This window comes from Agromyces sp. NPDC060279 (assembly GCF_042726785.1).
Lineage (GTDB): Bacteria > Actinomycetota > Actinomycetes > Actinomycetales > Microbacteriaceae > Agromyces.
This window is the reverse complement of record NZ_JBHXBK010000003.1, coordinates 81,011-106,340: the sequence shown is the minus strand read 5'-3', so window position 1 is coordinate 106,340 and position 25,330 is coordinate 81,011. Positions and strand designations below refer to the sequence as shown.

Here is a 25,330-nt window from a genome sequence, read left to right as displayed (position 1 = left end):
GTCGCTCAGGGCAGCGTGAGGATCTCGGCGCCGCGCTCGGTGACGACGAGGGTGTGCTCGAACTGGGCCGTGAGGGAGCGGTCGCGGGTGACGACCGTCCAGTCGTCGGCCCAGAGGTCCCACTCCGTGGTGCCCAGGGTGAGCATCGGCTCGATCGTGAACACCATGCCCGGCTCGATCACCGTGTCGTGCTCGGGCGCGTCGTAGTGCGGGATCACGAGGCCGGTGTGGAAGGCGCGCCCGACACCGTGGCCGGTGTAGTCGCGCACGACGCCGTAGCCGAAGCGCTTCGCGTAGGCCTCGATGGCGCGCCCGATGACGTTCACCTGGCGCCCGGGGGCGACCGCCTTGATGCCGCGGGCGAGCGCCTCGCGCGTGCGCTCGACGAGGAGCCGCGTCTCCTCTGCGGCGTCGCCCACGAGGAAGGTCGCGTTCGTGTCGCCGTGCATGCCGTCGAGGTAGGCGGTGACGTCGAGGTTCACGAGGTCGCCCTCGTCGAGCACGGTGTCGTCGGGGATGCCGTGGCAGATCACCTCGTTGACCGAGGTGCAGCTCGAGGCGGGGAACCCCCGGTACCCGAGCGTCGAGGGGTAGGCGCCGTGCCCGACCACGTACTCGTGCACGATGCGGTCGAGCTCGGCGGTCGTGACCCCGGGGACGATCGCAGCGGAGGCCGCTTCGATCGCGCCGGCGGCGATGCGGCCGGCCGCGCGGATGCGCTCGACCTCCTCCGTCGAGTAGCGGTCGCCCTCGGTGTTCGGGCGGGGCGCAGCCCGCCCGACGTACTCGGGGCGGGCGATCGCGCCGGGCACCGTGCGGGGCGCGGGGAGGCGGCCGGGGATCAGGTGGCCGGCGGAGTCCTTGGGCATAGGATCAGCCTATGACGGAGGACATCGAGCACCGGTTCTGGTACAACATGCGCACGGGCGAGGTCGAGCAGGGCTTCGTCTCGCCATCGGCGGATCGCGTCGGCCCCTTCGACACCCGCCAGGAGGCCGAGCACGCGCTCGAGAAGCTGCGGGCGAACAGCGAGAAGTGGGCCGCGGAGGACGCCGCGGAGGACTGAGACGACGAGGGGCGGGCGCCGAAGCGCCCGCCCCTCGCTCATCGTGTCCGGCTACTCGTAGGAGTGCTCGGGGCCGGGGTAGACGCCGGCCGAGACATCCTGCTGCCACGCCTTCGCGGCCGCACCGAGGATGCCGGAGAGGTCGGCGTACTGCTTGACGAACTTCGGGATCCGCCCCGGGGTGAGGCCCGCCCAGTCGGTCCACACGAGCAGCTGGCCGTCGGTGTGCGGGCCGGCGCCGACGCTGATGGTCGGGATGTCGAGCCGCTCCGTGACCTGGCGTGCCGCGTCGGCGGGGACCATCTCGAGGACGACGGCGAAGGCGCCCGCCTCCTGCACGGCGACGGCATCCGCGAGCAGCTGCTCGAGCCCCTCGCCCCGGCCCTGGATGATGTGCCCGCCGAGCCCGTGCTCGCTCTGCGGCGTGTAGCCGATGTGGGCCATGACCGGGATGCCGGACTGCACGATACGGCGGATCTGCTTGTGGCTGCGTTCGCCGCCCTCGAGCTTGACGGCGTGCGCCCCGGTCTCCTTCATGAAGCGGACGGCCGTGTGCAGCGCCTCCTCGGCGCCGTTCTCGTAGGAGCCGAACGGCATGTCGGCGACGACGAAGGCGCGCTGCACGGCGCCGGCGACGGCGCGCGTCAGCGGGATCAGCTCGTCGACGGTGACCGGGAGCGTGGTCTCGTAGCCGAGCACGTTGTTCCCGGCCGAGTCGCCGACGAGCAGGAAGTCGATGCCTGCCTCGTCGAAGATGCGGGCCGTGAGCTGGTCGTAGCTCGTGAGGCCAGTGATCTTGATGCCGTCGCGCTTGGCGTTCTGGAAGTGCCGCGTGCGTACGCGCTTGGGTCCGCCCGAGGCCGAAGCCCCGCCGTACGGGTTCTGCTCTGACATGCCGTCAGTCTGGCACAGCCGCAGGTCCCGCCCGGCCCGACCCAGTACGCTGAGAAGCGCGAGAAAGGGTGTGGATGGATAAGCAGCGCGACTTCGTTCTCCGGACCATCGAAGAACGTGGGGTCAAGTTCATCAGGCTGTGGTTCACCGATGTCGTGGGCACCCTGAAATCGGTCGCGATCGCCCCGGCGGAGGTCGAGGGCGCGTTCACCGAGGGCATCGGCTTCGACGGGTCCGCGATCGAGGGCCTGAGCCGCACCTACGAGTCCGACCTGCTCGCGTACCCCGACCCGTCGACGTTCCAGACGCTGCCCTGGCGCGGGGACGTCGACCCGACCGGGCGCATGTTCTGCGACATCACGACGCCCGACGGCGAGCCGGCGGTGTCCGACCCGCGCAACGTGCTGAAGCGCACCCTCGCGCACGCCGCTGACCGCGGCTTCACGTTCTACACGCACCCCGAGATCGAGTTCTACCTGCTGAAGTCGTCGAAGTACGGCCCGGAGGGCCCGCAGCCGGTCGACTCCGCCGGCTACTTCGACAACGTGCCCGGCGGCACCGCGCACGACTTCCGCCGCCGTTCGGTGCGCATGCTCGAAGACCTCGGCATCTCGGTCGAGTTCAGCCACCACGAGTCGGGCCCCGGCCAGAACGAGATCGACCTGCGCTACGCCGACGCGCTCACGACCGCCGACAACATCATGACCTTCCGCACGGTCGTGAAGGAGGTGGCGATCGAGCAGGGCGTGTACGCGACGTTCATGCCGAAGCCGTTCTCCGAGTTCCCGGGCAGCGGCATGCACACCCACCTCTCGCTGTTCGAGGGTGATCAGAACGCGTTCTACGAGCCCGGCGCGCAGTACCAGCTCTCGAAGATCGGCCGGCAGTTCATCGCCGGGCTGCTGCGTCACGCGGGGGAGATCTCCGCCGTCACGAACCAGTTCGTGAACTCGTACAAGCGACTCTGGGGCGGCGGCGAGGCGCCCAGCTTCGTCTGCTGGGGGCACAACAACCGCTCGGCGCTCGTGCGGGTGCCGCTCTACAAGCCGAACAAGGGGCAGAGCGCGCGCGTCGAGTACCGCGCGATCGACTCGGCCGCGAACCCGTACCTCGCGTTCTCGCTGCTGCTCGCCGCCGGCCTCAAGGGCGTCGAGGAGGGCTACGAGCTCCCGCCCGAGGCCGAGGACGACGTCTGGATGCTGAGCGACCGCGAACGGCGCGCCCTCGGCTACAGCCCGCTGCCGGCGAGCCTCGACCACGCGATCGAGGAGATGGAGCGCTCGGAGCTCGTCGCCGACACCCTGGGCGAGGAGGTGTTCCGCTACGTGCTCGCGAACAAGCGCGCCGAGTGGCAGGACTACCGCTCGCAGGTGACGCCGTTCGAGCTCACGCGCAACCTCGAGATCCTCTGACCGGATGACTCGGCAGGCGGCGCCGTACAGCGGGCTCGCCCGGGCCGGCTTCGACGATTTCGAGCGCGCCCGCGCCGGGCTCGCCCGGCTCGCGGAGGCGAGCGAGGTCGGGGCGCCCGAGCTGCTCGAGGCGCTCACGGCCGCGGCCGATCCGGACGAGGCACTGGCCACGCTCGAGCGGCTCGCCGAGCGGGCCCCGGCGGAGCTCCGTCGCGTGCTCCAGCGCCCGGCGTCCGCCGAGCGCGCCGCCCGACTGCTCGGGGCCTCCCGGGGGCTGGGGGAGTTCTTCCTGCGGAACCCCGACGAGCTCGCGCTGCTCGAGCGCGAGCCGGAGCCGCCGCTCGGTGAGCGCGAGGCGCGCGCGGTGCTCGTCGGCGCCCTCGACGAGCGGGGCGATGGGCCGGTCGAGCCCGAAGCGGCGGCCCGGGCCATCCGGCTCCGCTACCGGCGCCTGCTCGCCGGCATCGCCGTCTACGACCTCACCCGCGCGAGCGCGATCGAGGCCGTCGACACGATCGCGGCCGGTCTCGCCGACCTCGCCGGTGCGGCGCTCGACGCCGCCCTCGTCGCGGCCCGCCGACTGGTCGGGCGAGGCCCGGGCGAGGCGGCCGCTCCCGGCCGCTACCCGGCCGAGGAGGTCGCGGCGACCCGCTTCGCCGTCATCGGCATGGGCAAGGCCGGGGCGCGCGAGCTCAACTATCTGAGCGACGTCGACGTGATCTTCGTCGCGGAGTCCGCCGACGAGGAGCGCCTCGCCCAGGGGCGCGCGGTCGAGATCGCGACCCGCCTCGCCGTCGTCGCGAGCCGGCTCATCGACGACGCCGGGATCGAGCCGCCGCTCTGGGAGGTCGACGCGAACCTCCGCCCCGAAGGCAAGGACGGGGCGCTCGTGCGCACGCTCGATTCGCACGTGCAGTACTACGAGCGCTGGGCGAAGAGCTGGGAATTCCAGGCCCTGTTGAAGGCGAGGCCGCTCGCCGGCGACGCCGAGCTCGGCGCCAGGTACCTCGCCGCGCTCTCGCCGATGGTCTGGGCGAGCTCGGGGCGCGAGGGCTTCGTCGAGTCGGTGCAGCAGATGCGCGAGCGGGTCACCCAGCACATCCCCGCCGACGAGGTGGACGTGCAGTTGAAGCTCGGCCCGGGCGGGCTCCGCGACATCGAGTTCACCGTGCAGCTGCTGCAGCTCGTGCACGGCGCGAGCGACGACGAGATCCACCAGCGCGGCACGCTGCCCGCCCTCGGCGCCCTTGCGAGCCGCGGCTACGTCGGTCGCGAGGAGGCGGCGGAGTTCGCCCACGACTACCGCCTGCTGCGCGTGCTGGAGCATCGCCTGCAGCTGTCGCGGCTGCGCCGGACGCACCTCATGCCGCGCGACGAGTCGGAGCTGCGCGTGCTCGCCCGAGCGAGCGGGCTCGCGCGCAACGCGGCCGAGTTGACCGCGCTCTGGCAGGCGACGCGGCAGCGGGTGCGCGGCCTGCACGAACGGCTCTTCTACCGTCCGCTGCTCTCCGCGGTCGCGGCGCTGCCGGCCAGCGGGCTCGAACTCACGAGCGCGCAGGCGGAGGCCCGGCTCGCCGCCATCGGGTTCCGCGATCCGAAGGGCGCGCTCGGCCACATCGCGGCGCTCACCGCGGGGGTCTCGAGACGCGCGACCATCCAACGGCACCTGATGCCGGTGCTCATCTCGTGGTTCGCGGAGGGCGCCGATCCCGACTACGGCATGCTGGCCTTCCGACGTCTGTCCGACACGCTCGGCACGACCCACTGGTACCTGCGCCTGCTCCGGGACTCCTCCGACGCGGCGCTGCGGCTCACCCGGGTGCTCTCGGGGTCCCGTTTCGTCGGCGAGCTCCTCGAACGGAGCCCCGAGTCGGTCGCCTGGCTCGAGGACCTCGACGAGCTGCGACCGCGGTCGCTCGCGGCACTCCGAGAGGAGTCCTCGGCCGTCCTCGCGCGCCATGGCGAAGTGGAAGCCGCCGCGAAGGTGCTCCGGGCCATCCGGCGCCGGGAGGTGCTGCGCCTCGCGCTGGCCGCCATCCTCGACGTCTGCAGCGTCGAGGAGCTCGGCCACGGGCTCAGCGACGTCACCGAGAACCACCTCGCGACGACCGTCGCGGCCATCAGGCGGGGCGAAGACGGTCACGACGACGGAGACGGCATCGAGTTCGCGGTGATCGGCATGGGCCGCTTCGGCGGGCGCGAGCTCGGCATCTCCTCGGACGCCGATGTCATCTACGTCTACCGCCCCGCCGCGCTCGAGGGCGACGCCGCCCACCGGGTCGCGTTGCGCATCGTCTCGGAGCTCGGCCGGCTCACCGAGGACGCGCGCCTGCCGTTCGAACTCGACGCGGACCTGCGCCCCGAGGGGCGCAACGGGGTCATGGTGCGCTCGCTCGAGGCGTACCGCGCCTACTATGCGCGCTGGTCGCTCACCTGGGAGGCGCAGGCGCTGCTGCGTGCGCGCGGTGTGGCGGGGGATGCCGCGCTGCTCGACGACTTCCGCGAGCTCGCCGACGGCGTGCGCTACCCGGCGTCGATCGCCGAGCAGGCCGTGCGCGAGGTGAAGCGCATCAAGGCGAGGGTCGAGAACGAGCGGCTGCCGCAGAACGCCGACCCGGCGAGGCACCTGAAGCTCGGGCGGGGTTCGCTGAGCGACGTCGAGTGGTTCGTGCAGCTCATCCAGCTGCAGCACGCCGCGTCGGTGCCGGCGCTCCGCACCACCTCGACCCTCGATGCCCTGCAGGCGGCGGTCGACGCCGGCCTCGTCGCCGCCGACGATGCGGAGACGCTGCGCGCGGCCTGGATCTTCGCCTCGCGCGCGCGCTCGGCGCTGACCCTCTGGCTCGATCGCACCACCGACGTGCTGCCCGTCGAACGCACCCAGCTCGAGGGCGTCGCCCGCCTCATGGGCTATCCGCCCGGCTCCGCCGCCCGGCTCGAGCAGGACTACCTGCAGCTCACCCGGCGCGCTCGCGCGGTGTTCGACCGGGACTTCTACGGCATCGAGCCGGGGCGGGAGCCCACGCGCTGAGCTGTTCGGCCGCCCGGCGGGCCGGAACCCCGCGCGGCATGGGGCGGCGCGGGGTTCCGGAGTCGCGGATCAGGCCTCGACGACCGGGGCGTCCGGGGCGTTCTTCTTGACCGACTCGATGCCGTTCTGGGCGGCCGACTTCGAGCTGTAGCCCTCGGAGACCGCGATCGTTTCGCCGTTGCCGGCCTTCAGACGGAAGCGCCATTCGCCTCGCGCGTCGGTGTAGAGCTCGAACTTCCCAGCCATTCTCGGCCCCTTCTCGATACGGGCGCCGGCGTGCGCCGACTCGAACACATCGTGGCGTCCAGACGCCCGCGCGCACAAGGGGGCAAACGTGCACGGGGACGGGATCCGATCGCGCGTTCGGACGCCCCCTACGATGGCGGGATGAACGACGACGTCCGAAACGTGCTGACTGCCCTCGCCGCGGTCGGCGAGCCCTGGCAGCCGCACCGTCTCACGAGCGTGAACGACTACGACGTGAAGGTGGTGAAGCTCCACGGCGAGTTCGTCTGGCACAGCCATCCCGAGACCGACGAGCTGTTCCTCGTCGTCGCGGGCGAGCTGACCATCCAGCTGCGCGACCGCGACGTCGTGCTCGGGCCGAACGACGTCTTCGTCGTGCCGAAGGGCGTGGAGCACTGCCCGCGGGCCGACGAGGAGGTGCACGCGATCCTCATCGAACCGAAGGGCACCGTGAACACCGGCGACGCCGGGGGAGCGCGGACGGCCGAGGTGCGGGAGATCCCGGCCGCGTCCGAGTGAGGATCGGGCACGCCCCGCCGACGACGAACGCCCCGGGCAGCTGACGCTGACCGGGGCGTTCGGATCGAGAGCTGCGGCTCAGACGCCGTAGTACAGCTCGAACTCGAAGGGGTGCGGACGCTGGGCCAGCGGCTTCAGCTCCTTCTCGCGCTTGTAGTCGATCCAGGTCTCGATGAGCTCCTTGGTGAACACGCCGCCCTCGAGGAGGAAGTCGTGGTCGGCCTCGAGCGCGTCGAGCACGGCACCGAGCGAACCCGGCACCTGGGGGATCGTCTTGGCCTCCTCGGCCGGCAGCTCGTAGAGGTCCTTGTCGACGGGCTCGTGCGGCTCGATGCGGTTCTTGATGCCGTCGATGCCGGCCATGAGCTGCGCCGCGAAGGCGAGGTACGGGTTGCCCGAGGCGTCCGGCGCGCGGAACTCGATGCGCTTCGCCTTCGGGTTCGTGCCCGTGATGGGGATGCGGATGGCCGCCGAGCGGTTGCCCGCCGAGTAGACCAGGTTCACGGGGGCCTCGAAGCCGGGCACGAGGCGGTGGAACGAGTTCACCGTCGGGTTCGTGAAGGCGAGCAGCGCCGGGGCGTGCTTGAGGATGCCGCCGATGTACCAGCGGGCGATGTCCGACAGGCCGCCGTAGCCGGCCTCGTCGTAGAACAGCGGCTTGCCGTCGTTCCACAGCGACTGGTGCGTGTGCATGCCCGAGCCGTTGTCGCCGAACAGCGGCTTCGGCATGAACGTCGCCGTCTTGCCCCACTCGTGGGCGGTGTTCTTGACGATGTACTTGAACTTCAGGATGTCGTCCGCGGAGTGGACCATCGTGTCGAACTTGTAGTTGATCTCGCCCTGGCCGGCGGTGCCCACCTCGTGGTGGCTGCGCTCGAGCTCGAGGCCCGCGTCGATGAGCTTCAGGCAGATGTCGTCGCGGAGGTCGGCGTGCTGGTCGACCGGCGAGACGGGGAAGTAGCCGCCCTTGAACGGAGTCTTGTTGGCGAGGTTGCCGCCCTCTTCGACGCGACCCGAGTTCCATGCGCCCTCGCTGGAGTCGATCGAGTAGAAGCTCGTGTGCTGGTTCACCTCGTAGCGGACGTCGTCGAAGATGTAGAACTCGGCCTCGGGGGCGAAGTAGGCGGTGTCGGCGATGCCGGTCGAGGCGAGGTACTTCTCGGCCTTCTTCGCGACCTGGCGCGGGTCCTTCGCGTAGATCTCGCCCGTGCGCGGGTTGTAGATGTCGAAGATCATGATGAGCGTGCGCTCGGCGCGGAACGGGTCGATGTACGCCGTGGACACGTCGGGGATGAGCTGCATGTCCGACTCGTGGATCGACGCGAAGCCGCGGATCGAGGAGCCGTCGAAGAGCTGGCCGACGGTGAAGAAGTCCTCGTCGACCGTCGACGCCGGGATGTTGAAGTGCTGCTGCACACCCGGGAGGTCGGTGAAACGGATGTCGAGGAACTTGACCTCGGTCTCCGTGATGAACTTGAGGACTTCAGACGAATCACTGAACATGCGACGACTCTCCAAGGGGGCGGGCGGGAAGTCCGGAATCTCCGGGGCGGCCAGCAGCCGTCACTGACGGTATCCTCGGGCCGTTTCCCGGCCATGACGTGAATGTTTCCGGCATGTTACACAGCAGGTGCTCGGTAGGATCGAAGGATGCCCGACGCGAAGCCCACCACCTTCGGAGACCTCCAGCCCAGCAAGTGGCCGGGGGAGCGGCTCGGGCTCCCCGAGTCGGGCCGTGGTTCCGTGGGGCGGGTCGGCCGTCGCATCGCCGCCCTCCTCATCGACTGGGCGAGCGCGATGCTCCTCGCCCTCCTGTTCACCCCGTACGACTCGGTCGCCTACAACTTCGTGACGCCCCTCGTCTTCGTCGTGCTGCAGATCGTGTTCATCCCGACGATCGGCGGCAGCATCGGCCACCGCCTGCTCGGCATGGCGGTCGTCCCGCTCGAGGGCGGCTGGATCGGCATCCGCCGACCCGTGGTCCGGTCGCTGCTGCTCATCATCGTCGTGCCCGCGCTCGTGTGGGACTCTGACCAGCGCGGCTTCCACGACAAGGTCGCGGGCACCGTCCTCATCCGCAGCCGCTGACCCGCGGCATCCGCATCGGCACGACGCGCGCTCCGCGCGAGCGAAACGGGGCGGCCTCCCGAAGGAGACCGCCCCGTTCACATCGTCGGGACCCTGGTCAGCGGAGCTTGCCGCGCTGCGGACGCACCTTCAGCGGGTCGATGCCCTTCGGGATCGGCAGTGAGCTCTGCAGCGAGTTGAGCCGGTTCGAGACCGCCATGACCTCGGGCTTGGTGAGCGTCTTCTTGAGCTTGCGCAGCGTCGCCGCGAGGCGGTGCAGCTCGACGTCGCCGTCCTCGTGGCCGACGGAGATGAGCGTGACGTCGACCGTCGGCAGCACGCGCGCGACCTTGCGCTGCTCGTCGTCGAGCATGCGCCGGGTGCGACTGGCCGGGCCCTCGCTGATCAGCACGACGCCGCCGCGACCGACGGCGCGGTAGACCGCGTCCTGCGTGCGGCCGTTGACGGCGACCGGCATCTCGTTGCCGACCCAGCCGCCGCGGAGGCCGCTGCGGAGGACAGCGCCGACCGCGCCGGGCTGCCCGTCGATCTGCGAGTACGCCGCGCGCTCGGCGCGACGGCCGAGGATGATCATGGCGATCAGGAGGCCGGCGAGCACACCCGCGACGACCCAGAGCGCGATGGTGAAGCCGTTGCCCTCGCTGAGCCACAGTGCGAGCCCGAGCGTCACCGCGATGGGGGCGAGGAAGCCGAGGAGCATGAGCCACTGCGCGGTCGAGTCGTAGCGGCGGGTCATCTGGAAGACCTGCCACATCTGCTTCAGACGGCCGGGCTCCTTGGGGGAGGACGCGGAGTCCTTGGTGCGTGCCATGCGTCAAGGATACCGGCGGCGGGAGCCGCCGCCGACCGTGTTCACGGCCCGCGTGCGACCCCCGCCGGACCCGGCGAGGAGACCGGGCGGAGCTGCGCTCAGCCGACTGCTTGGGCGAAGCCGAGCTCGGCGTCGGCGAGGTGGGCGAGGCCGGGCGGGAGCTCGCGCCCCTTGGCCCGCATCGACTGCGCCCAGAGGCGCCCCGCGCGGTACGACGAGCGCACGAGCGGACCGGCGAGCACGCCGAGGTAGCCGAGCTCCTCGGCCTCGGCCTTCAGCTCGAGGAACTCCTCGGGCCGCACCCACCTGGCGACCGGCAGATGCCTCGGGCTCGGCCGGAGGTACTGCGTGATCGTGATGATGTCGGTGCCGGCCGCCAGCAGGTCACGGAGGGCCTGCGAGACTTCCGCGCGCTCCTCGCCCATCCCGAGGATGAGGTTCGACTTCGTGATCAGCCCCGCCTCGCGGCCCTGCGTGATGACGTCGAGCGAGCGGTCGTAGCGGAACGCCGGGCGGATGCGCTTGAAGATGCGCGGCACCGTCTCGACGTTGTGCGCGAAGACCTCGGGCCGGGCCTCGAAGACCTGGGCGAGCAGTGCCGGCTCGCCGTTGAAATCGGGCACGAGGATCTCGACGCCCGTGCCCGGCGACTGTGCGTGGATCTGCCGGATCGTCTCCGCGTAGAGCCAGGCGCCACCGTCGGGGAGGTCGTCCCGGGCGACGCCGGTGACCGTCGAATACCGCAGCTGCATGCGGACGACCGATTCCGCGACGCGGCGCGGCTCGTCCGCGTCGAACTCGGCGGGCTTGCCGGTGTCGATCTGGCAGAAGTCGCAGCGCCTGGTGCACTGCGAGCCGCCGATGAGGAAGGTGGCCTCGCGGTCCTCCCAGCACTCGTAGATGTTCGGGCAGCCCGCCTCCTGGCAGACGGTGTGCAGCTCCTCGCTCTTCATGAGGGACTGCAGCGCACGGTACTCGGGGCCCATCTTCGCCCGGGTCTTGATCCACTCCGGCTTGCGTTCGATGGGCGTCTGGGCGTTGCGGACTTCGAGGCGCAGCAGACGGCGCCCCTGCGGTTCGGCGCTCACGCGGCGATCGCCGCCTCGGCCGCCTCGAGGTGCCGGAGCACCGGCTCGACGACATCGATCGGTCGCACCGTGCGGCCGAGGACGCGCGAGATGGTGGTGACCCCGGCGTCGCGGATGCCGCAGGCGACGATCTTCTCGTACGGCTCGAGCGAGTTGGAGCAGTTGAGGGCGAAGCCGTGCATGGTCACCCCGTCCGCGACGCGGATGCCGATGGCGGCGATCTTCTCGTCGATCCCGTCGCCGACCCAGACGCCGGACCGTCCGTCGACCCGGCGCCCGGCGATGGCGAGCTCGGCGAGGACGGCGATGAGCACGTCCTCGAGCCGTCGGACGTAGCCGACGACGTCGATGGGCTCCGGCAGTCGAAGGATCGGGTAGCCGACGAGCTGACCCGGACCGTGCCAGGTGATCTTGCCGCCGCGGTCGACGTCGACGACGGGTGTGCCGTCGACCGGCCGCTCGTCTGGACTCGTCCGTTTACCGGCGGTGTAGACCGCTTCGTGTTCGAGGAGGATGACGGTGCCCGGGTTGCTTCCGGAGACCACCGCCTGATGGACGGCGCGCTGGAGGGAGAGTCCCTCTTCGTACGGCACGGAGTTGGCGCTTAGCCCCGTGACGACAGAGTCGAGCATGCGGATCAGTCTAGACACCTCGTCAGCGACGATGGAGGTCGTCCACAGGCGCGCCGCCGGCGGCGCCGTCCACCGATGCCGACCGTCGGCGATCACGCGCCGATCCGTCGGGCGAGCATCGGGGGATGGAACAGCAGACGCAGCAGACTCGACGCGGGCGGCGCGTCCGCAGCCAGACCGGCAATCGGCGCAGCAGCGGCGCGGCCGTCGCCGCAGCGGTGCCGTCGCGGTCGCCGTCGCGGTCGCCGCTCGCGGCCGAGCCGGGCATTCGGCCGCTTCGCTCGCCCTGGGCCGAGTCCGGCGGCGATCCGCCGACGGGCGAGGCCGTCGTCTCGGGCGGATGCCTCGGCGGCTACCGCCTGCTCCGACGCATCGGCTCGGGGGCTCGGGCGCAGGTGTTCCTCGTTCGGCCGGAACTCGCGACCGCACCGGGCAGCGGGCTCCCGGGGCTCGAGCCCGTCGAGCAGGCGATGGCGCTGCGCGTCTACGACGAGCAGGTGGATGAGCGCACCGTCATGATCGAGCTGGAGGCGCTCGAGGTGCTCGGCGGCGGCACCTTGCCCGCGATCGCCGACGTCTTCACCTCGGGCCACACGGTGTGCCTCGTCGTCGAGGCGATCACCGGCAGTCGTTTGTCGAACCTGCTCGACGAGCGGCGCCTCTCGCCGGGCGAGGCCGTGACGGTTCTCGCGCCCATCGCCGCCGCGGTCCGAGAGCTGGCGCAATGCGGATTCGCGCACCCGCTGCTGTCGGCGGCCGACGTGCGGTTCGATGCGGCCGGGCGCCCCCGCATCACCGGGCTCGGCCAGCTGCAGCGCTTGGGGCCCGCTTCGGCCGAGCGGACCGCGCTCGAACGGCGCGCGCACGAGGCGCTCGTCGACGTCGTCGAACTGGTCGTCGGCGCGACGCACCCCGCGCCGGCGCTGCAGCGCGTCGTCGAGCTCGCCCGTGCCCGGCTCGCCGCTCGCCCGTTCGAGTCGTTCGCGCTCGAGGTCGAGCACGCCCTGTTCCGGCTCGCGACCGCCGCCCCGGTCATCGGTGCCGGCGAAGACCGTCCGACCAGGACTCCCGTGCAGCGACCGCCGTTCCCCGGGAGCGGCACGCTCGAGCCGGTGCACGAGGCTCCGTCTTCGAGCACAGCAGTGAGCGCGGAACGGGGGCGTTCGAAGCCGCGTGCGCGCGAACGCGACGAGGGCGGTGACCGGAGCGGCGGGCTGGGGGAACTCCTCGCCGCCGAGACGCCGGTGCTCGAGCTGCTGCGCAGCGGTCGCTGGCGGAGCCGCCTGGGCGAACGGCTCGCCCGCCGGCGCGGCACGATCGTGGTAGGCGCGCTCGTCGCCGCGGCGGCGTCCGTCCTGCTGCTCACGCTCGTTCCCCCGCAGCGTGGCGAGTCCGTCGAGCGGCGCCCGGACTCGCCGCCCACGGCGGTCGAAGACGGAGCATCGCCCGTTCCGCCGTGGTCGGCGCCCGAGGGGCAGCAGCTCGACGCTGGAGCGGAGTCACCCGAGCCCGACGAGGCCCCGCTCGACGAACCCGACGCGCTCGTCGCCGTCGCTGCCGAGCTGCTCGCGGATCGTGCGATGTGCCTCGCCGCCGCAGACCGGCAGTGCCTCGGCCAGGTCGTCCAGCCGGGATCCGCGCTCGAGCGCAGCGATCTGGCGACGCTGGCGGGGGAGCTCCCCGCAGCGCAGACGCCCTACGACCTCGACGCCGTGGCCGTGGTCGGCACCATGGGCGGTGCGGTGCTGCTCGAGGTGCCGGTCACCGGGGCCGAACGCGAACCGGCCTCGCTCCTCATGATTCGGAGCGAGGCCGGTTGGCGTCTGCGGGAGATCTTCGACTAGATGCCGAGGTCGGCCTCGAACGCGCCCTCCTCGAGCCGCTCCTTCACCGCGGTGAGGAAGCGGGCCGCGTCGGCGCCGTCGATGATGCGGTGGTCGTACGACAGCGCGAGGTACACCATCGAGCGAACCGCGATGGCGTCCGAGCCGTCCTGCGAGACGACGACCGCGCGCTTCACCACGGTGCCCGTGCCGAGGATCGCGGTCTGCGGCAGGAAGACGACCGGGGTGTCGAACAGCGCGCCGCGCGAACCCGTGTTGGTCAGCGTGAAGGTGCCGCCGGAGAGCTCGTCGGGCTTCAGCTGGTTGTTGCGCGTGCGCTCGGCGAGGTCGGCGATCTGCGCGGCCAGGCCGGCGAGGTCGAGCTCGCCGGCGTCGCGGACCACCGGCGTGAGCAGGCCGCGCTCGGTGTCGACCGCGATGCTCATGTTCTCCTGCGCCGGGTAGACGATCGAGTCGCCTTCGACGGTCGAGTTGATGATCGGGTAGGCGCGGAGCGCCTCGGCCGCGGCCATCGCGAAGAACGGCAGGAACGAGAGCTTGTTGCCCGTCTTCTGCAGGAACTCGCCCTTAACGCGGTCGCGCAGCTTCGCGACCTTCGTCACGTCGACCTCGACCACCGTGGTGAGCTGCGCGGTCGACTGCATCGAGACGACGGCGCGCTCGGCGACCACCTTTCGCAGACGAGTCATCGCCTGCGTGGTGCCCCGCAGCGGCGAGGTCTCGAGCGGGGTGCGGGCCGGTGCAGCGGCAGCGCCCGCGGCGGGGGCGCCCTGCGCCTGCAGCACGTCCTGCTTGCGGATGCGACCGCCGACCCCGGTGCCGGTGACGTTCGCGAGGTCGACGCCCTGCTCACTCGCGAGCTTGCGCACGATCGGCGTCACGTAGCCGCTGGGACCGGCGTGCGAACCGCCGGCGGCCGGGGCTGCGGGTGCAGCCGGTGCCGGAGCGGCGGCAGGTGCCGGAGCAGCGGCGGGTGCGGCCGGAGCAGCGGCAGGTGCCGGCGCAGCGGCAGGTGCCGGAGCGGCGGCGGGTGCGGCCGGGGCAGCAGCGGGCGCCGGAGCAGCAGCGGGCGCCGGAGCAGCTGGCGCCTCAGCAGTCGGGGCCGGGGCCGCGGCGGGCGCCGGAGCGGCCGGCGTCTCAGCAGCCGGGGCCGGGGCCGCGGGGGCCTCGGCAGCCGGGGCCGGAGCCGCTGCCTCAGCAGCGGGCGCCTCAGCGGCCGGGGCCGCGGGCTCCTCGGCGGCGGCCGAGCCGTCACCGATGGTGACGAGGGCGGTGCCGACCTCGACGGTCTCGTCCTCCTGGACGAGGATCGCCTCGATGACGCCGGCGACCGGCGACGGGATCTCCGTGTCGACCTTGTCGGTGGAGACCTCGAGCAGGGGCTCGTCCACCTCCACGCGGTCGCCGACGGCCTTCAGCCAGCGCGTGACCGTCCCCTCCGTGACACTCTCACCGAGTGCCGGGAGGCTGACTGATTGGCTCATTCGCTTGTCTCCTTCACAGCGTTGGACGCCTTGTGCGGTCCGATTATGGAGCGGGTGGGGTCAGATCGCGTGCAGCGGCTTGCCGGCCAGCTTCAGCACGGCCTCGCCGAACGCCTCGTTCTGGGTGGGGTGGGCGTGGATGAAGGGCGCGATGTCCTCCGGGTACGCCTCCCAGTTCACTGCCAGCTGGGCTTCGCCGATGAGCTCGCCGACGCGGCCGCCGATCATGTGGACGCCGACGATCGGGCCCTCCTTGACCTGCACGACCTTGATGGAGCCGCTCGTGCCGAGGATGCTGCTCTTGCCGTTGCCCGCGAGGTTGTACTCGTAGCTCGTGACCTGCTCGGCGCCGAACTTCTCCGCGGCCTTCGCCTCGGTGTAGCCGACCGAGGCGACCTCGGGCTCGCAGTAGGTGATCTTCGGGATGTTGACGTCCTCGACGACGATCGGGTTCAGGCCCGCGATCTCCTCGGCGACGAAGATGCCCTGCTGGTAGCTGCGGTGGGCGAGCTGGAGGCCGGGGACGATGTCGCCGATGGCGTAGACGCCGGGCACGTTCGTCTGGAGGCGCTCGTTCGTGGGCACGAAGCCGCGATCGAGCTGCACGCCGACCTCTTCGAAGCCGAGACCCTGGGTCGAGGGACCGCGGCCGACGGCGACGAGCAGCAGCTCGGCCTCGATCGTGGTGCCGTTCTCGAGCGTCACGACGACGCCCGACTCGTTCTGGGTGACGCTCTGGAAGCGGACGCCGAGCGAGTAGTCGATGCCGCGCTTCTTGAAGGCGCGCTCGAGCTGCTTCGAGATCGACTCCTCCTCGTTCGGCACGAGGTGGGGGAGCGCCTCGATGACGGTCACCTCGGCACCGAAGGAGCGCCAGACGCTCGCGAACTCGACGCCGATGACGCCGCCGCCGAGCACGGCGACCTTGCCGGGCACGAAGTCGAGCTGCAGCGCCTGCTCGCTCGTGATCACGCGGCCGCCGATCTCGAGACCGGGCAGCGAGCGGGAGTACGAGCCGGTGGCCAGCACGACGTTCTTGCCGACGTAGCGCTCGCCCGCGACCTCGACGGTGTTCGGCGAGACCAGACGGCCCTCGCCCTCGACGACGGGGATGCCGCGCGCCTTCAGGAGGCCCTGCAGGCCCTTCCACTTGCTCGCGACGATGCCTTCGCGGTAGGCGGTCACGCCGGGCATGTCGATGCCCTCGAACGCGGTCTTGACGCCGTACTTCGCCGCGTCCTTGGCGGACTCGGCGACCTCGGCGGCGTGGAGCAGCGCCTTCGTCGGGATGCAGCCGCGGTGCAGACAGGTGCCACCGAGTTTGTCCTTCTCGATGACGACGGCGGTCATGCCGAGTTCGACCGCTCGGATGGCCGCCGCGTACCCGGCGCTCCCGCCGCCCAGGACGACGATGTCAAAGTTCTGCTCGGACAAACCGGTATCTCCCTCGCGCATCAGATCTGCGACACGGACCGCACCGGGTTCGTGCCCGGAGCGAGTGACCGGGGCGAGTGTTTTCGCCCCGGTTCGACCTTACTACCCCGCGGCGAGCTCCTCGCCAAGGCGGACGAGGGTGCGCACGGCGATACCGGTCGGTCCGCCGCTCGTGAATCCCCAGCCCGCCCCGCCGTTGTCGGCAGGCCCGGCGATGTCGAGGTGCGCCCACGGGATCTTCGCGCCGTCGCGTTCGCCCACGAACTCCTGGAGGAACACGCCCGCGAGCAGCATGCCCGGGACGATGCCACCGAGCTTGGTGTTCGTCAGGTCGGCGACGTCGGACTTCAGGAGGGGGAGGAGGTGGGCGGGCAGCGGCATCGGCCACACGGCCTCGTCGACGGCTGCGGCCGCGTCGCGCACGCGCTGCACGAGTCCGTCTTCGCCCATCAGCCCCGTGATCCGTCCGCCGAGCGCGACCATCTGCGCGCCCGTCAGCGTGGCCACGTCGACGATCGCGTCGGGCTGCTCCTCGCTCGCGGCGACGATGCCGTCCGCGAGCACGAGCCGGCCCTCGGCGTCCGTGTTGAGCACCTCGACGGTCTTGCCGCCGCGGATGCGCAGCACGTCGTTCGGCCGCATCGCGGTGCCCGACGGCAGGTTCTCGGCGAGGCACAGCCAGGCGGTGACCCGGATCGGCACGTTCAGCCGGGCGAGCGCGATCGTCGCGTTGAGCACGGCGGCGGCACCGGCCATGTCGCCCTTCATGCCCACCATGGACTGCATGGGCTTCAGGCTGAGGCCGCCGGAGTCGAAGGTGATGCCCTTGCCGACGAGGGCGAGCGAGCGGGTGGCGCCCTCCGGGGCGTACTCGAGCCGGACGAGCCGCGGCCCGCGGGTCGAGCCCTGGCCGACGCCGAGGATGCCGCCGAAGCCGCCGGCCTCGAGCTCGTCCTCGGCGGAGACCCGCACCTCGACGCCGGCCGCGCGCGCCGCCTCGGCCGCGAGCTCGGCGAAGCTGGCGGGGAAGAGTTCGGACGGCGAGAGGTTCACGAGGTCGCGGGTCGAGGCGACCGCCTCGGTGACCGCGCGCACGCGCTCGGTGCCGAGTTCGTCGTCGCCGAACCCGGTGTGCAGGGTGATCGAGGCGACGGGCGCCTTGGGCTTCGAGCGGTACTCGTTGAAGCGGTACGCGCCGAGGACGGCGCCCTCGAGCAGCGCGGCGGCCTCGGCCGGGGAAGCGGCGGGGATGCCGATCGCGACGGTCTCCACGTCGCTCAGCTGGCGGAGGGCGCTCCCCGCGGCGAGCCGGAGGGCGTCGACGTCGGCGGTGGACCCCGTGCCGGCGACGGCCACGACCCGGCCCTCGACCGCGGGGTCGGCGAGCCGGACGAGTTCGTCGGCGGAGCCCTTCGCCCCGAGCGCCCGCAGCTGCGCCTCCGCCCACTCGAAACCGGCGGGCGCGAGCAGGGCGACCCCGTCGTCGCCGCTCCGCGCTGCGAGGACGACGACGTCGACGGCGGCGTCGACGGCAGGGGAGGAGGACAACGAGATCGTGGGTGTGGGCATGGCATCGATGCTACGCGGGGCGGTGTTCGCTGTGAGCGTTCGCGGGAGGCATCCGCGCCGGCGGTGGGCCCGACGCGCCTCAGTAGTCTGGAATCATGCGCGACCCCCGATCCCTGTACGAGCCGAACCCCGCGGTCGACGTCCCGCTCGGCCTCCCGCTCGTGGCCGGGCTCACGGGCTTCGCCGACGCCGGCGGCGCGGTCGCGCAGACCACGGAGTATCTGCGCTCGACCCTCGACACCACGGTCGTGGCCGAGTTCGATGCCGATGAGCTGCTCGACTACCGGGCGCGCCGCCCCATCATCGTCTTCGACGGCGATCACCTCACCGAGTACCGCCCCGCGCGGCTCGCCCTCGATCTCGCGAAGGACGAGCTCGGTCGCCCGTTCCTGCTGCTCACGGGCTTCGAACCGGACTTCCAGTGGGAGCGCTTCTCCCGGGCGGTGCTCGAGCTCGTCGAGCGCTACCAGGTCGCCTCCTTCAGCTGGCTGAACGCCATCCCGATGCCGGTGCCGCACACGCGGCCGATCGGCGTCACGGTGAGCGGAAACCGCAGCGAGCTGATCGAGACCATGTCCGTCTGGCGGCCGACGACGCAGGTCCCGGCGAACGCGCTGCACCTCGTCGAGTACCGGCTGCATGAGCGCGAGCTGCCCGTCGCCGGCTTCGTACTGCTGGTTCCGCACTACCTGGGCGACACGGAGTACCCGGCGGCGGCCATCGCGGCGCTCGAGGCGATCAGCGCGGGCACCGGGTTGATCTTCCCGACCGAGGTGCTGCGCGAGCAGGGGCGCGACTTCGTGGCCCGCATCGACGAGCAGGTCGCCGAGAACGGCGAGCTCGCGAAGCTCGTGACGACGCTCGAGCACCGCTACGACGCGTACATGGCCGGCACGAGCCTGCGTTCCCCGCTGACCGACGAGGACGGCGAGGTGCCGACGGCCGACGAGATCGCCGCCGAGCTCGAGAAGTTCCTCGCCTTCCGCCGTTCCGACGAGGAACCGCCGCACCCCGTCTGAGTTCGGCCCTGGCGCCCGCGCAACGGAATAGCGGCGGATGCCGAGGCGTTCTCACTCTTCGAAGGGTGCGCGCGGCCGCATCGGCGCCGAACGTGCGAAGAACCGGCGGCTCGCTGGTATAATTGTAGGCAGGACCCGGTCTGGTCGGCCGAGGCGATCTCGATCGCATTCGCAGCGGACTTGACATGGGTCCTCGTAGTGTCCGAAAACACCGGGCAGGGTCCGAGATTACCGGGCAGCCGAACATGCCGAGCACCGTCGTCGTGTCGCGAGCGCACCGACGAGGAGAGGGTCAACACCTATGGCAACCAAGTCCACGAAGACTGCGACGGCCGAGGCCGAGGCGAACGCCGAGAAGCCCGCCGCAGCCGGGACGAAGCGCTCGACCGCCAAGGCGGGTGCGGCGAAGGCCGCGCCGAAGGCGAAGACCGCCGCGAAGACGCCCCGCACCGCCACGGCGAAGGCCGCGACGAAGCCGAAGAGCAAGCGCAAGGGCGACGACGAGGACGAGGAGCTCGACGAGGACGACGAGCCCGTCGTCGACGAGGCGGAGGCCGACGAGGCCGACGTCGAGGCCGCCGGCGACGACGCCGACGCGGACGCCGACGAGGAGGCCAAGCCGATCCCGGCCGACCCGCACCCCACGGGTGCGCTCGTGCTGCGTGCGGCCGACGACGAGGACGAGGTTCCCGTCTACTCCGCGGCGATCACCGGCGCCACCGCCGACCCGGTCAAGGACTACCTGAAGCAGATCGGAAAGGTCGCACTGCTCAACGCGGCCGAAGAGGTCGAGCTCGCGATGCGCATCGAGGCGGGGCTCTTCGCCGAGGAGAAGCTCTCGCACATGTCCGACGCCGAGAAGCGCTCGCAGCTCGGTCGTGAGCTGCAGTGGGTCGCGAAGGACGGGCAGCGGGCGAAGAGCCACCTGCTCGGCGCGAACCTGCGTCTCGTCGTCTCGCTCGCCAAGCGCTACACCGGCCGCGGCATGCAGTTCCTGGACCTGATCCAGGAGGGCAACCTCGGTCTCATCCGCGCGGTCGAGAAGTTCGACTACACCAAGGGCTTCAAGTTCTCGACGTACGCCACCTGGTGGATCCGTCAGGCGATCACGCGCGCCATGGCCGACCAGGCGCGCACCATCCGCATCCCGGTGCACATGGTCGAGGTCATCAACAAGCTCGCCCGGGTGCAGCGCCAGATGCTGCAGGACCTGGGCCGCGAGCCCACGCCGGAAGAGCTCTCGAAGGAGCTCGACATGACCCCCGAGAAGGTCATCGAGGTGCAGAAGTACGGCCGGGAGCCGATCTCGCTGCACACCCCGCTCGGCGAGGACGGCGACAGCGAGTTCGGCGACCTCATCGAGGACACCGAGGCGGTCGTGCCGGCCGACGCGGTCGGCTTCACGATGCTGCAGAAGCAGCTCGAGTCGCTGCTCGACTCGCTGAGCGAGCGCGAGGCGGGCGTCATCCGCATGCGCTTCGGACTCGGCGACGGCATGCCGAAGACGCTCGACCAGATCGGCGACACCTTCGGGGTCACGCGCGAGCGCATCCGCCAGATCGAGTCGAAGACGATGGCGAAGCTGCGGCACCCGTCGCGCTCGCAGTCGCTGCGGGACTACCTCGAGTAGGCCGGCGGTGCGCTACGCGCCGGCGATCGCCGTCGGCAAGCTCGTTCGAATCGCCGCCCGGCTGAGGAAGCCGGGCGGCGGCTCCGCGATCCCGGGGCTGATCGTCAACCGCATCGCGCCCGGGTACCTCAAGCGCACGCTGTCGGGCTTCCCCCAGGGGCTCGTGGTGGTGTCGGGGTCGAGCGGCAAGTCCACGACGACGAAGATGCTCGTCGCGATCCTCCGCGCCCACGAGGTCTCGATCTTCACGAACCCGTCGACCGCGAACATCAGCCAGGGGCTCACCTCCGCGCTCCTCGAACAGGCGGACTGGCGCGGCCGGGTTCCCGGCGACGTCGCCGTGCTCGAGATGGACGAGGGGCACGGAGCGCTCGTGATGCAGGGCGTCGACGCGAGGGTCGTGGCGCTCACGAACGTCATGGTCGACCAGATCGACCGCTTCCACGATTCGGAGATGGTCGCCGGGATGCTGGCGCGCATCGCCGCACGTGCCGGCGAAGCCGTCGTGCTGAACGCCGACGACGCGTACCTCGAGCGGCTCGCCGCCCGGGTCGCCCCCGGTGTCGCGGTGCGGCGCTTCGGCGTCTCGGCCGAGGTGCTCGCCGCCGCGCCGCGCGGTCTCGGCAACACCGAGACGAGCGAAACGCGCCTCGACCCGGCCGACGGCGTCGTCGTGGCACGAGTCGACGGGGCGTCCGCGGTGCTGCTCGACGGCGGGGTGGAGCGTCCGATCGGGCTGCCGGCGCGAGGCATCCACTACGCGGTCGACGCGGCCGCCGCCTATGCGACGGCGCGCGCGGTGCTCGGCGAGCGCTTCTCGCCCGAGACCGCAGCGGCGGCGCTGTCGAGCATCCCGCCGGTGTTCGGCCGTGGTGAGCGGGTGCGCATCCGCGACCAGGACGTGGACTTCGTGCTCGTGCAGAATCCCGCCAGCTACCAGCTGAACATCGACGCGATCCCGGCGGGCACCGAGCAGATCCTCTTCGCGATCGGCTCGGACGTGCGCGATCCCTCGTACTTCTGGCCGGTCGACGCCTCCTCGCTCGGCCGCGTGTCGATCGTCAGCGGGTCGAAGGCGGCCGAGGCGGCCCTCATGCTCGCTTACGACGGCGTCGCGATCGACCGGGTCGAGCCCGAGCTCGGCCGCGCGCTCGACGACTTCCTGGCGGCGCCCGCGCCGGCGAACGGGGTGAAGACGATCGTCTTCACCGCCGACTCGATGCGCCGGACCCGGGCCCACCTCGGACTCACGGAGGCGGAATGACCTTCACGATCGTCTCCCTGCTGCCCGGCACGCAGAACACGAACGGCGACGCGCAAAACGCGACGGTGCTCGAGACGCGAGCGGAGTGGGCCGGCATCGCCGCCCGCACCGTCGTCGTCGAGCGCGCGTCGGAGCTGCCGAGCGAGATCGATGCGATCGTGCTCGGCTCCGGCAGCGACGCCTCGCTCGAGCGCAGCCGCGACGTGCTGCGCACGATGCACGACGAACTCCGCCGCTGGGGCACCGAGGGCATCCCGATCCTCGGCGTCGGCACGGGCTGGGAACTGCTCAGCTGGGGCATCGAGCACCGTGACGGCAGCTCGCTCGAGGGACTCGGCATCCTCCCGGGGCGCGCCGTGCCGCGCGACGGCCGGGTGACCGGCGACGTCGTCGTCGCCACGCCGCGCTTCGGCCAGCTCGTGGGCTTCGAGAATCATGCCCGCGCCTACGTCGGTGCCGAGGCCTCGCCGCTCGGGCGGCTGCGCGCCGGTGAGGGCAACGGCCGGGACTCCGGGCAGGAGGGCGTGATCATGGGCTCCGTGATCGGGACGCATCTGCACGGGCCCGTGCTCGCGAAGAACCCGGCCTTCGCCGACGCGCTCCTGCGGATCATGGCCGAGCGCCGTGGCATCGTCTACGCGCCGGGGGAGCGTGCCGCGGCGGTCGATGCCTACGCCGCGGCCGCCCGCGCCGCGCAGCTCCGCGCCGCCGGCCTCGACGAGCAGTCGGCCTGAACGACGGAACGCCCCGGCCGAAGCCGGGGCGTTCCGTGAAGCGGGTCGGACTCAGTCGCGAGCGTCGACGAGGAGTCGGTCGGACTCGTCGTGCCAGCTCTGCGCGATCTGGGAGAGCTTCTCCTGGTGCTTGCGGCCGTGGTGGGCGCAGAACAGGAGCTCGCCGTTCGCGACGACCACGCGGATGTACGCCTGGGCGCCGCACGCGTCGCAACGATCGAGGGCGGTGAGCTCGTAGGCGCGCTCGACGTCGACCGCATCGTTCGCCTCGGTCTGCTGGGTCATAGCTCCTCCTTCGTTCGCGCGCTGACTTCCGTGTTCCTCAATCAAAACACGCGCCGTACGGGGTTCCTTCCGTATCGCGGGGCATTTCGCTGAGAGCGCAGTGGCTGCGCAGCACTGTCGTTCCCGGTCACTAGGCTTGATCGACGTGAGCTCCGATTACTCCGCCCGCCATCTCTCCGTGCTCGAGGGCCTCGAGGCCGTGCGCAAGCGACCCGGCATGTACATCGGGTCGACCGACTCCCGAGGGCTCATGCACTGCCTGTGGGAGATCATCGACAATGCGGTCGACGAAGCGCTCGCGGGCCACGGTCGCGAGATCGAGGTGGTGCTGCACGCCGACCAGAGCGTCGAGGTGCGCGACCAGGCACGAGGCATCCCGGTCGACGTCGAGCCGAAGACGGGGCTCACCGGCGTCGAGGTGGTCTTCACGAAGCTCCACGCGGGCGGCAAGTTCGGCTCCGGCTCCTACGCGGCCTCGGGCGGTCTGCACGGCGTCGGCGCGTCGGTCGTCAACGCGCTCTCCTCGCGACTCGACGTCGAGGTTGACCGCGACGGCAAGACCTGGGCGATGTCGTTCCACCGGGGCGAGCCCGGGCGCTTCGCCGATGCGGGCGCGCCCGATCCCGACGCCCCGTTCACCCCCTTCGAGCAGTCGAGTTCGCTCGAAGTCGTCGGCAAGGTGAAGAAGGGCGTCACCGGCACCCGCGTTCGGTACTGGGCCGACCCGCAGATCTTCACGAAGGGCGCGAGCTTCCAGATCGACGAGCTCCTCGGCCGCGCGCGGCAGACGGCCTTCCTCGTGCCGGGACTCGGGCTCACCGTCGTCGACGAGCGCGGCGAGGCGCCCGAGACCCACCGCTTCCACTTCGAAGGGGGCATCTCGGAGTTCGTCGAGCACCTCGCCACCGACGGGCCGGTGACCGAGATCTGGCGGCTCACGGGCGAAGGCCGCTTCACCGAGACGGTGCCCGTGCTCTCCGAGGGCGGAGCGATGATCCCGACCGAGGTCGAGCGCACCTGCGAGGTCGACGTCGCGCTGCGCTGGGGCACCGGCTACGACACGGTCGTCCGCAGCTTCGTGAACATCATCGCCACGCCGAAGGGCGGCACGCACGTCGCCGGCTTCGAACAGGGCCTGCTGAAGCTGCTCCGCTCGCAGGTCGAGCAGAACGCCAGGCGGCTCAAGGTCGGTAACGACAAGCTCGAGAAGGACGACATCCTCGCCGGACTCACCGCCGTGCTCACCGTGCGCCTGCCCGAGCCGCAGTTCGAAGGCCAGACGAAGGAGATCCTCGGCACGCCGGCCGTGCGCGCGATCGTCTCCTCGGTCATCACCAAGCAGCTCGGCGAGCGCTTCGCCTCGACGAAGCGCGACGACAAGGCCCAGACCTCGCTCGTGCTCGAGAAGATCGTCTCCGAGATGAAGGCGCGCATCTCGGCGCGCACCCACAAAGAGACGCAGCGCCGCAAGAACGCGCTCGAAAGCTCCTCGCTGCCCGCGAAGCTCGCCGACTGCCGCTCGAGCGACGTCGCGCAGAGCGAGCTGTTCATCGTCGAGGGAGATTCCGCGCTCGGCACGGCGAAGCTCGCCCGCGACAGCGAGCACCAGGCGCTGCTGCCGATCCGGGGCAAGATCCTGAACGTGCAGAAGGCGTCCGTGGCCGACATGCTCGGCAACGCGGAGTGCGCGGCGATCATCCAGACGATCGGTGCCGGCTCGGGGCGTACCTTCGATCTCTCGGCCGCGCGCTACGGCAAGGTCATCATCATGAGTGACGCCGATGTCGACGGCGCGCACATCCGCACGCTCCTGCTGACCCTCTTCTTCCGCTACATGCGGCCGATGATCGAGGAGGGGCGGGTGTTCGCCGCGGTGCCGCCGCTGCACCGCATCGTCGTGCAGAACCCGGGTTCGAAGCCGAACGAGACGATCTACACCTACTCCGAGGCCGAGCTGAACGGCGTGCTCGCGACGCTCAAGCGGCAGAACAAGAAGTACCAGGACCCGATCCAGCGCTACAAGGGCCTCGGTGAGATGGATGCCGAGCAGCTCGCGTCGACCACGATGGACCGCCAGCACCGCACGCTCCGTCGGGTGAACCTCGCCGACGCCGAGAACGCCGGGCGTGTGTTCGAACTGCTGATGGGCAACGAGGTCGCGCCGCGCAAGGAGTTCATCGTCGACAGCGCCACGGGTCTCAGCCGCGAGCGCATCGACGCCTGAGCCCCGGCTGAGCACGGCGCTGCATCCGGCCGATCCCGGGCGCTGCGCGCGCCCGG

Annotated in this window: 21 protein-coding genes and 1 pseudogene; 11 read left to right on the top strand and 11 right to left on the bottom strand. The window is 71.2% G+C overall.

The annotated features are described in order from the left end of the window. Positions 1-5 precede the first annotated feature (5 nt). Positions 6-869 (bottom strand): type I methionyl aminopeptidase, encoded by an 864-nt coding sequence (gene map, locus ACFWE1_RS11585; RefSeq protein ID WP_376933592.1) that lies wholly within the window; start codon positions 867-869, stop codon positions 6-8. A gap of 11 nt (positions 870-880) precedes the next feature. Between map and ACFWE1_RS11580 the strand changes: the two genes are divergently transcribed. Beyond that, a complete protein-coding gene (locus ACFWE1_RS11580) occupies positions 881-1,066 on the top strand; it encodes an SPOR domain-containing protein (protein WP_376933591.1) in 186 nt (61 codons plus the stop codon). A 51-nt stretch (positions 1,067-1,117) separates the two neighbouring features. Here the strand turns inward: ACFWE1_RS11580 and panB are convergent, their stop codons facing one another. Beyond that, positions 1,118-1,960 carry a 3-methyl-2-oxobutanoate hydroxymethyltransferase gene (panB, locus tag ACFWE1_RS11575; RefSeq protein WP_376933590.1) on the bottom strand — a complete coding sequence of 281 codons (843 nt, stop codon included), beginning with the start codon at positions 1,958-1,960 and terminating at the stop codon, positions 1,118-1,120. 74 nt (positions 1,961-2,034) lie between these two features. Between panB and ACFWE1_RS11570 the strand changes: the two genes are divergently transcribed. Together ACFWE1_RS11570 and ACFWE1_RS11565 are read left to right on the top strand one after the other, a co-directional pair. Beyond that, the gene (locus ACFWE1_RS11570; protein WP_243568420.1) at positions 2,035-3,372 is read left to right on the top strand and encodes a glutamine synthetase family protein; all 1,338 of its coding nucleotides are present in this window, start codon (positions 2,035-2,037) and stop codon (positions 3,370-3,372) included. Positions 3,373-3,376: 4 nt separating this feature from the next. Then, on the top strand, positions 3,377-6,403 hold the full coding sequence (locus tag ACFWE1_RS11565) for a bifunctional [glutamine synthetase] adenylyltransferase/[glutamine synthetase]-adenylyl-L-tyrosine phosphorylase (RefSeq protein WP_376933589.1): 3,027 nt from the start codon (positions 3,377-3,379) through the stop codon (positions 6,401-6,403). Positions 6,404-6,472: 69 nt separating this feature from the next. Here the strand turns inward: ACFWE1_RS11565 and ACFWE1_RS11560 are convergent, their stop codons facing one another. After that, positions 6,473-6,649: a YegP family protein gene (locus tag ACFWE1_RS11560; RefSeq protein WP_189086404.1), complete on the bottom strand. Its 177-nt coding sequence runs from the start codon at positions 6,647-6,649 to the stop codon at positions 6,473-6,475. A gap of 141 nt (positions 6,650-6,790) precedes the next feature. Between ACFWE1_RS11560 and ACFWE1_RS11555 the strand changes: the two genes are divergently transcribed. Next, the gene (locus tag ACFWE1_RS11555) at positions 6,791-7,168 is read left to right on the top strand and encodes a cupin domain-containing protein (protein ID WP_376933588.1); all 378 of its coding nucleotides are present in this window, start codon (positions 6,791-6,793) and stop codon (positions 7,166-7,168) included. Positions 7,169-7,246: 78 nt separating this feature from the next. Here the strand turns inward: ACFWE1_RS11555 and glnA are convergent, their stop codons facing one another. Beyond that, on the bottom strand, positions 7,247-8,671 hold the full coding sequence (glnA, locus tag ACFWE1_RS11550) for a type I glutamate--ammonia ligase (RefSeq protein ID WP_376933587.1): 1,425 nt from the start codon (positions 8,669-8,671) through the stop codon (positions 7,247-7,249). A 147-nt stretch (positions 8,672-8,818) separates the two neighbouring features. On the opposite strand from glnA, the gene ACFWE1_RS11545 reads away from it, so the two are divergent. Further along, the gene (locus ACFWE1_RS11545; RefSeq protein WP_189086401.1) at positions 8,819-9,256 is read left to right on the top strand and encodes an RDD family protein; all 438 of its coding nucleotides are present in this window, start codon (positions 8,819-8,821) and stop codon (positions 9,254-9,256) included. A gap of 97 nt (positions 9,257-9,353) precedes the next feature. Here ACFWE1_RS11545 and ACFWE1_RS11540 read toward each other — a convergent pair whose 3' ends face one another. The 3 genes from ACFWE1_RS11540 to lipB all read right to left on the bottom strand — a co-directional run bounded on the left by ACFWE1_RS11540 (position 9,354) and on the right by lipB (position 11,787). Further along, entirely contained in the window at positions 9,354-10,067 is a 714-nt protein-coding gene (locus ACFWE1_RS11540; RefSeq protein WP_376933586.1) for a DUF4191 domain-containing protein, read from the bottom strand. Positions 10,068-10,165: 98 nt separating this feature from the next. After that, positions 10,166-11,155: a lipoyl synthase gene (gene lipA / locus ACFWE1_RS11535; RefSeq protein ID WP_376933585.1), complete on the bottom strand. Its 990-nt coding sequence runs from the start codon at positions 11,153-11,155 to the stop codon at positions 10,166-10,168. Next, positions 11,152-11,787 carry a lipoyl(octanoyl) transferase LipB gene (lipB, locus tag ACFWE1_RS11530; protein WP_376933584.1) on the bottom strand — a complete coding sequence of 212 codons (636 nt, stop codon included), beginning with the start codon at positions 11,785-11,787 and terminating at the stop codon, positions 11,152-11,154. The genes lipA and lipB overlap by 4 nt, the downstream gene beginning before the upstream one ends. Before the next feature lie 125 nt (positions 11,788-11,912). Here lipB and ACFWE1_RS11525 point away from each other — a divergent pair, with 125 nt between their 5' ends. Further along, entirely contained in the window at positions 11,913-13,631 is a 1,719-nt protein-coding gene (locus ACFWE1_RS11525; protein ID WP_376933583.1) for a hypothetical protein, read from the top strand. On the opposite strand, the gene sucB is transcribed toward ACFWE1_RS11525, so the two are convergent. From sucB to ACFWE1_RS11510, 3 genes are all read right to left on the bottom strand, one after another. Next, a complete protein-coding gene (gene sucB, locus ACFWE1_RS11520) occupies positions 13,628-15,115 on the bottom strand; it encodes a 2-oxoglutarate dehydrogenase, E2 component, dihydrolipoamide succinyltransferase (protein ID WP_376933582.1) in 1,488 nt (495 codons plus the stop codon). The two genes, ACFWE1_RS11525 and sucB, sit on opposite strands and share 4 nt — an antisense overlap. Positions 15,116-15,175: 60 nt before the next feature. Next, positions 15,176-16,549: a dihydrolipoyl dehydrogenase gene (gene lpdA / locus ACFWE1_RS11515; RefSeq protein ID WP_376933775.1), complete on the bottom strand. Its 1,374-nt coding sequence runs from the start codon at positions 16,547-16,549 to the stop codon at positions 15,176-15,178. 102 nt (positions 16,550-16,651) lie between these two features. After that, positions 16,652-18,118, bottom strand: a complete 1,467-nt coding sequence (locus ACFWE1_RS11510) for a leucyl aminopeptidase (protein WP_376933581.1) — start codon at positions 18,116-18,118, stop codon at positions 16,652-16,654. Positions 18,119-18,213: 95 nt separating this feature from the next. On the opposite strand from ACFWE1_RS11510, the gene ACFWE1_RS11505 reads away from it, so the two are divergent. From ACFWE1_RS11505 to ACFWE1_RS11490, 4 genes and pseudogenes are all read left to right on the top strand, one after another. After that, positions 18,214-19,137: a proteasome assembly chaperone family protein gene (locus ACFWE1_RS11505; protein ID WP_376933580.1), complete on the top strand. Its 924-nt coding sequence runs from the start codon at positions 18,214-18,216 to the stop codon at positions 19,135-19,137. Between the two features lie 232 nt (positions 19,138-19,369). Further along, a pseudogene (locus tag ACFWE1_RS11500) lies at positions 19,370-20,767 on the top strand (RNA polymerase sigma factor); the annotation flags it as partial. A 7-nt stretch (positions 20,768-20,774) separates the two neighbouring features. Beyond that, complete coding sequence (locus ACFWE1_RS11495; RefSeq protein ID WP_376933579.1) at positions 20,775-22,031, top strand: Mur ligase family protein; 1,257 nt, start codon at positions 20,775-20,777, stop codon at positions 22,029-22,031. After that, entirely contained in the window at positions 22,028-22,765 is a 738-nt protein-coding gene (locus tag ACFWE1_RS11490; RefSeq protein WP_376933578.1) for a type 1 glutamine amidotransferase, read from the top strand. Before ACFWE1_RS11495 ends, ACFWE1_RS11490 begins: the two co-directional genes overlap by 4 nt. Positions 22,766-22,816: 51 nt before the next feature. Here the strand turns inward: ACFWE1_RS11490 and ACFWE1_RS11485 are convergent, their stop codons facing one another. After that, complete coding sequence (locus ACFWE1_RS11485; RefSeq protein ID WP_376933577.1) at positions 22,817-23,050, bottom strand: hypothetical protein; 234 nt, start codon at positions 23,048-23,050, stop codon at positions 22,817-22,819. Between the two features lie 145 nt (positions 23,051-23,195). Here ACFWE1_RS11485 and ACFWE1_RS11480 point away from each other — a divergent pair, with 145 nt between their 5' ends. Further along, complete coding sequence (locus ACFWE1_RS11480) at positions 23,196-25,274, top strand: type IIA DNA topoisomerase subunit B (protein ID WP_376933576.1); 2,079 nt, start codon at positions 23,196-23,198, stop codon at positions 25,272-25,274. Positions 25,275-25,330 lie beyond the last annotated feature (56 nt).

Excerpts from the sequence above, each read along its gene's own strand:
- map (WP_376933592.1), bottom strand. The coding sequence starts at position 869 with ATGCCCAAGGACTCCGCCGGCCACCTGATCCCCGGCCGCCTCCCCGCG.
- ACFWE1_RS11580 (WP_376933591.1), top strand. The coding sequence starts at position 881 with ATGACGGAGGACATCGAGCACCGGTTCTGGTACAACATGCGCACGGGC.
- panB (WP_376933590.1), bottom strand. The coding sequence starts at position 1,960 with ATGTCAGAGCAGAACCCGTACGGCGGGGCTTCGGCCTCGGGCGGACCC.
- ACFWE1_RS11570 (WP_243568420.1), top strand. The coding sequence starts at position 2,035 with ATGGATAAGCAGCGCGACTTCGTTCTCCGGACCATCGAAGAACGTGGG.
- ACFWE1_RS11565 (WP_376933589.1), top strand. The coding sequence starts at position 3,377 with ATGACTCGGCAGGCGGCGCCGTACAGCGGGCTCGCCCGGGCCGGCTTC.
- ACFWE1_RS11560 (WP_189086404.1), bottom strand. The coding sequence starts at position 6,649 with ATGGCTGGGAAGTTCGAGCTCTACACCGACGCGCGAGGCGAATGGCGC.
- ACFWE1_RS11555 (WP_376933588.1), top strand. The coding sequence starts at position 6,791 with ATGAACGACGACGTCCGAAACGTGCTGACTGCCCTCGCCGCGGTCGGC.
- glnA (WP_376933587.1), bottom strand. The coding sequence starts at position 8,671 with ATGTTCAGTGATTCGTCTGAAGTCCTCAAGTTCATCACGGAGACCGAG.
- ACFWE1_RS11545 (WP_189086401.1), top strand. The coding sequence starts at position 8,819 with ATGCCCGACGCGAAGCCCACCACCTTCGGAGACCTCCAGCCCAGCAAG.
- ACFWE1_RS11540 (WP_376933586.1), bottom strand. The coding sequence starts at position 10,067 with ATGGCACGCACCAAGGACTCCGCGTCCTCCCCCAAGGAGCCCGGCCGT.
- lipB (WP_376933584.1), bottom strand. The coding sequence starts at position 11,787 with ATGCTCGACTCTGTCGTCACGGGGCTAAGCGCCAACTCCGTGCCGTAC.
- ACFWE1_RS11525 (WP_376933583.1), top strand. The coding sequence starts at position 11,913 with ATGGAACAGCAGACGCAGCAGACTCGACGCGGGCGGCGCGTCCGCAGC.
- sucB (WP_376933582.1), bottom strand. The coding sequence starts at position 15,115 with ATGAGCCAATCAGTCAGCCTCCCGGCACTCGGTGAGAGTGTCACGGAG.
- ACFWE1_RS11510 (WP_376933581.1), bottom strand. The coding sequence starts at position 18,118 with ATGCCCACACCCACGATCTCGTTGTCCTCCTCCCCTGCCGTCGACGCC.
- ACFWE1_RS11505 (WP_376933580.1), top strand. The coding sequence starts at position 18,214 with ATGCGCGACCCCCGATCCCTGTACGAGCCGAACCCCGCGGTCGACGTC.
- ACFWE1_RS11490 (WP_376933578.1), top strand. The coding sequence starts at position 22,028 with ATGACCTTCACGATCGTCTCCCTGCTGCCCGGCACGCAGAACACGAAC.
- ACFWE1_RS11485 (WP_376933577.1), bottom strand. The coding sequence starts at position 23,050 with ATGACCCAGCAGACCGAGGCGAACGATGCGGTCGACGTCGAGCGCGCC.